The sequence below is a fragment of the Corynebacterium sp. AOP40-4SA-5 genome (assembly GCF_052377355.1).
In the GTDB taxonomy this organism is placed as follows: domain Bacteria; phylum Actinomycetota; class Actinomycetes; order Mycobacteriales; family Mycobacteriaceae; genus Corynebacterium.
Window position 1 is genome coordinate 1 of the sequence record NZ_JBQSWS010000044.1, and the last position, 6,369, is coordinate 6,369.

Here is a 6,369-nt window from a genome sequence, read left to right on the forward strand (position 1 = left end):
GACTTCACCTACGTGATGACCAACGCCGGGTGGGTGTAGGTCGCGTTCATCGTCGATGTGTTTTCCCAGCGGATCGTCGCCTGGCACGCGCAAACATCTAAGGGCGTGGAACTGGTGCGGATCCCGTTGCGCCTGGCGCTGTGGGAGCGCAAGCGAAGTGATCATCCCGTCGTTCGTGAAGAGCTGGTGCACCACAGTGATGCTGGAAGTCAGGGCGGATTCAACTGGTCGTCGCAACACCTTGATCATGGAGGTGTTCGGGAATGGCGACGGCAGACGGGAGTAGGAAGACCGGTGATGTTTCGGAAGGTGTGCGGCGGCAGTGGCGTGCGGATCGGGCGTTGCGTCCGGCGATGCGATCCCCCGGGGCGGCCTGAGCCATCCCGGGTCGTGCAGCGCCAGCTCTGGTGCACGATCGCGACGGGCGTGACGACGGCGGAAGCGTCGTTAGCGGTGAGCGTGTCGGTGCCGGTGGGGACGCGGTGGTTTCGTCACGCTGGCGGTATGTCTCCGATCTCTCTGACTCTCTCTGACAGAGCCCACCGGCCGATATCTGTCGTTCGAGGAACGTGAGGAGATCGCGATCCTGCGCGCTAAGAACGCTGGCGTCCGGGAGATTGCCCGCGCGCTGGGGCGAGATCCGGGGACGATCTCACGCGAGTTGCGTCGCACCGCCGCAACGCGTGGCGGGACATCAGCCACGAAGCGATCTACCAGTCGCTGCTCATCGAGGGGCGTGGAGCGCTCAAGCGTGAGCTGGTCGCCTGGCTGCGCACCGGCCGTGCACTGCGCCAGCCGCGGGCGCGGTCGCAGAATAAACCTCAGGGACACGTCACCGCAGACGTCGTCCTCAGCAAGCGGCCGGCCGAAGCCGCCGATCGTGCGGTCCCCGGCCACTGGGAGGGCGATCTGATCATCGGCGCAAGCCGGTCCGCGATCGGCACCGTGATCGAACGCAGCAGCCGCTCCACGCTGCTAGTGCACCTGCCCAGACTCGACGGGTGGGGTACGACGCCGCCGGTGAAAAACGGTCCATCGCTGGGCGGATATGGTGCTGACGCGATGAATGCCGCCCTGGCAATGTCAATGACGCGCCTGCCTGAACAGCTCCGCAAGACACTCACCTGGGACCGGGGCAAAGAGCTCTCCGAACACGCGCAGTTCACGCTCGACACCGGCACGATAGTCTTCTTCGCAGATCCGCACTCGCCATGGCAGCGCCCCACGAATGAGAACACGGACGGGCTGCTGCGTCAGTACTTCCCGAAAGACACGGACCTGTCCCGCTGGTCGGCGGCGGACCTCGAAGCAGTCTCCCTCGCGCTGAACAACCGCCCCCGGAAGGCCCTCGGCTGGAAGACACCAGCCGAGGTATTGGCTGAACAGATACACTCACTCAAAACCGACGGTGTTGCAACCACCGGTTGAACTCGCCCAGTACGGAGCGGTTTCCTACGGGCAGTCGCTGGCGGACTCGAAGGTCGTCGCGTCGGTGGGGGCCAAGGGTGACTCCTACGACAATGCGACGGCCGAGGCGTTGAACTCGGTGTTCAGAGCCGAGCTTATCGACCGGAGGGTCTGGCCGGCGTTGACTGACGTCAACGTGGCAACGTCGAAGGGGGTCGGGTCGTACAACACTCGGCGACCGCATTCGGCGACCGGCTACGTTCCACCGGTTCAGGCTCATCGTCCGCTCATCGACAGGCAGGCCGTCGCGGCTTGATCAACAGACAAACGACCCTCTACAAAACCCGGGACTTGACACTTGTGCCGGCCAGGGCCTCTACATGTAGTGCTACCCCCGGCCCTCGCCGTCGCGGCCAAAACGTCTGCGACGCACAGAGCGCATCGTCACGAACCTCGAACTGCTAAGGGCCTGGGATGATGCTGTCCTTCCAGGCCGCCCCGTCGGGCACGCCAGATCAGATGTCACCATGCGAGGCTGAAGAACCCCGCCATGCTTCTTCAGCTACACGCTCCATAGACCAAAGAAAGAGAGCTTCTCTACCCGTCCGGACTATGACGTTGCGCGCCGCGACCAATCTCTGGTCCTGTACCGCTCCTGACCGGAGAACATCTTCATGGACTTCCGATACTGTTTCCAAAAACCCTCCACAAAGATTTCGTTCTCGGCCATCGCCTTACTCTGCCACTCATGCAACCACGGGGTGATCTCACGAACGTCCTGGAGCAGCTGCGATTCATCGATCGTGACGAGTTCACCCTCATCCACGATAATCCGTCCGGCGACCATCACAGTTCTAATCGAGGAGCCATTCTCGCTGTACACAAGCTGAAGATCAACCTGCTGTCGCGGGGAAAAGGCAAGCGTATTGAGATCGTAGATGACCAGGTCCGCTTCTTTTCCGACCTCCAACGAACCGACAGTAGAGCCGAGCTGAGCAGAACGAGCACCATTGATCGTCGCAGCTTCCAGCACTTGACCCGCGGTCGGCCAGTCTTCCGGATTGTCACTGGTCAGTTTATGGACCAAGGCGGTCGCTTTCATCACTTCGCTAACGCGTTGCGTGTCAGACGAGCACACGCCATCGGTACCGATCGCGACGTTAACTCCAGCTCGCCGAACTTCAGACCACGGCATGAGCCCTGAGGCGAGTTTCATGTTGGATAGCGGATTGTGGGAAATCGAGCAGCCGTTTTCAGCCAACAATCCTAGTTCTTTCTCATTGAGCCAGACGCCGTGGGCTAATGTGACATGTGGAGAAAGAACACCGAGTTCGTCGAACCATTCAACGAAGGAGCCGTTGTAGAACTCATCCGAAGTGACTCTTTGCGTACGAGTCTCGAGAACATGCGTGTGTAGTTCGAGATCGAATTCCTTGGCTAGAGCGCTACACCCTGTAAGAAGTTCTGGTGTGCATCGCTGTGGCGCTGAGGGCCCCACCATGAACCGGAGACGTCCATGCTCCGCAGTACGGTCAAACTTAGAGATGGCCTCGCGGGCAAAGGCCAGATAATCGGCTGCGGAAGTCACCTCGAGTTCACCGGCGATCTTCTGTGCCGCTGAGGAGAGGAATTCCCGCGCGAAGGGCATCGTATCAAGGAACGGCTTGTCAGCAATCTGACCTGACAGGTTTGCCCGGATTCCGGCCTGCTCATAAGCGGCAAATTCCGCAGCAAGGTGCTCCATCTTCTGAAACGGGATTTCGTAGGCATCGTCCACGACTGTAGTGACCCCGGACTTCAGAGACTCAGCCGCCATCAAGAGAGTCCGAAGCCGAACTAGTTCAGGGCTCAACGGATCTGATCCAACTACCGGATAGCACATAAGCATCCACACTTCAAGTGGCATGTTATCTTGAGTTCCGCGCCAGAGATTCTCCCAGTTGTGGGCGTGTGCGTTGACCATGCCGGGGATGATAAGACTATCTGCCCCATTGATGATCTGCTCACCGGGCCGAGCCTCCAACCCCACTGCCATTTCACTAATCAATCCGTCGGCGATTCGAATTGAAGTGCTGAATGGTTCTGTGCCGTGCGTAGCATCGACAGCAATGACGGTCGCATTTCTAATTAAATAGTTGCTCATGCCGCAAGATCCTTTCGGCGAGTTGGCTCAAGCCGACCCAGAATCGCGTAACTTATTCCAGCCGTCAGAGAGCCCGAGATCCAGGAAAGATCGATTCCGCCCATGGCCGTGGCTATAGGACCCTGGAAAAAACTAAGGGAGCCGTAGAGGAACAGCCATGTAGTGAACATGCCGGCGACGAGCGACACAATCGCTGACCAGCGCACCGTCGGCAAGGGAGACTGTCGCGGCCCTGTCACCAGCTCTTCGCAGTCGATGTTCCGCTTGGCAATGAAAAACCAGTGAACGCAGATGATCGCCGCCCACGGAGAGATCCAGGTGACTACCCCTACCAAGAAACTGTCGATAGTATCTCCGAAATCTCCCTGGAGGATAAAAAATGTCGCGATTCCCAGCGACACGATTCCGACGATGATGGAAATGATTCGTCGGTCAATTCTAATATCAAGTGCCTTGGTGGCCATCGTACAGGTGTAGATGTTGAGGATATTGGTGGCGATCGGACCGTGGAGCACAAGAAGCAGGATGATCACCGACAGTCCACCGTAGGCATCCGCAATGAGCTGACCGGGATCTGTGGTCTGCGAGATGGTGGCCAGTGTCGCTCCGAGAACTCCGAGCCATACCACCGGAATGAATTGTCCGCTCGCGGACACAATGAAGAGCTTGGCGGCGGGCACGTCACTCGAAATAAAACGAGAGTAATCACCCGCGTAGGTCAGCCATGTCAGTCCCCAACCGATACCGATGGCCGTCATGACAGCGGTAATTGCTGACCAGTGCTCAGTTGTTGTCATATCAGCCGATGCGCCCGAGTATCCCCAGTCAACATCGAGTAGAACCCATGCAACGAAGCTCATCACCGCGAGAATGACGACAGTGGGCGGCACGGTCCAGCGTTCGAAGGCAGAAATCGCCTTGTACCCGGCCCAAGATATCGCAACCTGCGTGACCATGAGAATTGCAGCAACGATAATTTTCGGTCCCACGTTGTCGTTGGCGGCGTTGACGATTCCGATTTTGTCAAGTAGTGACATGACGAGATCAAGAACAATCCACGTGTTTACTGCACACCACCCTGCACAGAGGACCGCCTGGATCGCGGCCGGAAGATAGGCCCCCCGGCGGCCGAATACAGCACGGGAAAGTACCATTCCGGTCACGCCGGTCTTCTGCCCGAGCACGACGAGTACGCCGAAGATTGACATCCCGATGAAATTCCCAAGAACGAGCACTCCGACGGTTTCCCACAGGCCGAGGCCCATGTTGACGCCCAGTGCTCCAAGGATCCAGTTGATTGGAGCGATATTAGCTCCCGCCCAGATCCAGAACTGGCCTTTCAGATCATGGTGCCGTAGTTCATCGGGTACCGGAGCAAGTATTTCACTGCTTTCCCCATGAGTATCAGTTCCCCCAACTGACTTGACTTTCTTTCTTCTTTCTCCCACGAGGTATACCTTGGTGGACATAACGGTCTCACTTCCAAATTTCTCTATTGTCTCGTCGCGCACCTGGATTGAGTGTCACACCGACGAGCAACGACAACCTAACCAGTCGCAGATGTCCGGGGGATTTCTCCATTGTTACGGCGCGAAGTAGAAGAGAAACCTGATAGTTTCGGCGGCCCCTCGGCTTTCAGAGTGCGTAGCGGGTGCGAAGCCTGTCGGGTAGATCACCCCAACATGTAGGGGTCGGTGCCAAGAATGTAGAAGGATCCTGCAGTGGCAGGATGAAGTTGTTCAACATCCGCATCCAGTCACTCCAGGATCCATGCCCCAGCCTACCGTCACCCCTGCCGACGCCCCGAACATCGTCGCCGACACGATCTGGCGCACCGGAAGAGCTCGGCCTGTCGATCGACAACGCCGCCGACAACCGGCAATCAGTGACTTCTTGGGTGACCCGATGGATCCTCCTACGCCTGGCCACTGACGGCGTGAGCGTGAAAACCTGCGCCCGTGGGCTGGGGATCGGTCGGAAGAGGGCCTGCAGCCTGGCGCTGTCAGCGTGCCGCCATCTCACCGGCGGTGACCCGGATCGTCTTCACCATGTCCGGGTCCTCGGTGTCGACGAACACAAGGGAAACATGTCCCGAAGATTCTCATGGGGCGGCGGCACTCCGGGCTTCGTCACCGTGATCGCCGACCTGACTCCGCAGGTCGACGGGGCGGGCCCGGCCCGACCGCTGGACATGGTTTCTTGCAGGTGCGCCGACGCATTCGGTGACTGGCCCCGCCGCTCGGTCCCGCCGGTTCCGTGACACGGTGAACATTGTGACGATGGACGGGTACTACGGCTACGCGAAGGCTGCGTCTAAACAGGTCGGCAAGGCCAGGCAGCTGATGGATCCGTTCCATGTCATGCACCTGGCAGCAGGCACGCCGGCCCCGTGCCGCCAGCGGATCCAGTACGAGACGTTGGGTCACCGGGACCGTAAGGGCGACCCGTTGTACGGGATCCGGCGAACAATGCTGACCCGTCGCAGCCTGGTCATCCCGAAACGTACCGAACGTTTCGATGAGGTCCTCACCGCACAGGAGCACGTAGCGGTCCAGGTGACGTGGGACTTCTATCAGGAGGTCATCGTCGCCTACGACGAGCCGGTCTGGCGGGACGGAAAGAAGCGGATGTTCAAGCTGATCAAGTGGATCAGGGCCGGAATGCCCAAGGGGTTGACGGGGTTGGCGGGGTTGGCGCCGTTGGGGAGGACACTGTGACGTAAGCGGGCGGCGATCCTGGCCTACTTCGATACCGGGCCGTCCAACGGGCAGGTCGAAGCCATCAACGGCAGGAAGGCCTACAACGTCGTCCAGGCTGTT

Annotated in this window: 4 protein-coding genes and 2 pseudogenes; 4 read left to right on the forward strand and 2 right to left on the reverse strand. The window is 59.3% G+C overall.

Features of this window, described 5'->3' with window-relative positions:
• The 3 genes and pseudogenes from ACT3S3_RS15020 to ACT3S3_RS15030 all read left to right on the forward strand — a co-directional run.
• Nucleotides 1-219, forward strand: a pseudogene (locus ACT3S3_RS15020) (DDE-type integrase/transposase/recombinase); the annotation flags it as partial.
• Between the two features lie 134 nt (nt 220-353).
• Nucleotides 354-1,428: pseudogene (locus tag ACT3S3_RS15025) on the forward strand (IS30 family transposase).
• A gap of 64 nt (nt 1,429-1,492) precedes the next feature.
• Nucleotides 1,493-1,723: an integrase core domain-containing protein gene (locus tag ACT3S3_RS15030; RefSeq protein ID WP_444627000.1), complete on the forward strand. Its 231-nt coding sequence runs from the start codon at nt 1,493-1,495 to the stop codon at nt 1,721-1,723.
• 294 nt (nt 1,724-2,017) lie between these two features.
• Here the strand turns inward: ACT3S3_RS15030 and ACT3S3_RS15035 are convergent, their stop codons facing one another.
• Entirely contained in the window at nt 2,018-3,550 is a 1,533-nt protein-coding gene (locus ACT3S3_RS15035; RefSeq protein WP_073884845.1) for an amidohydrolase family protein, read from the reverse strand.
• Nucleotides 3,547-5,019, reverse strand: coding sequence for a purine-cytosine permease family protein (locus tag ACT3S3_RS15040; RefSeq protein WP_444627001.1), 1,473 nt, complete (start codon nt 5,017-5,019; stop codon nt 3,547-3,549). Before ACT3S3_RS15040 ends, ACT3S3_RS15035 begins: the two co-directional genes overlap by 4 nt.
• Before the next feature lie 795 nt (nt 5,020-5,814).
• Here ACT3S3_RS15040 and ACT3S3_RS15045 point away from each other — a divergent pair.
• Complete coding sequence (locus ACT3S3_RS15045; RefSeq protein ID WP_444626999.1) at nt 5,815-6,267, forward strand: transposase; 453 nt, start codon at nt 5,815-5,817, stop codon at nt 6,265-6,267.
• Nucleotides 6,268-6,369 lie beyond the last annotated feature (102 nt).

Excerpts from the sequence above, each read along its gene's own strand:
- ACT3S3_RS15035 (WP_073884845.1), bottom strand. The coding sequence starts at position 3,550 with ATGAGCAACTATTTAATTAGAAATGCGACCGTCATTGCTGTCGATGCT.
- ACT3S3_RS15040 (WP_444627001.1), bottom strand. The coding sequence starts at position 5,019 with ATGTCCACCAAGGTATACCTCGTGGGAGAAAGAAGAAAGAAAGTCAAG.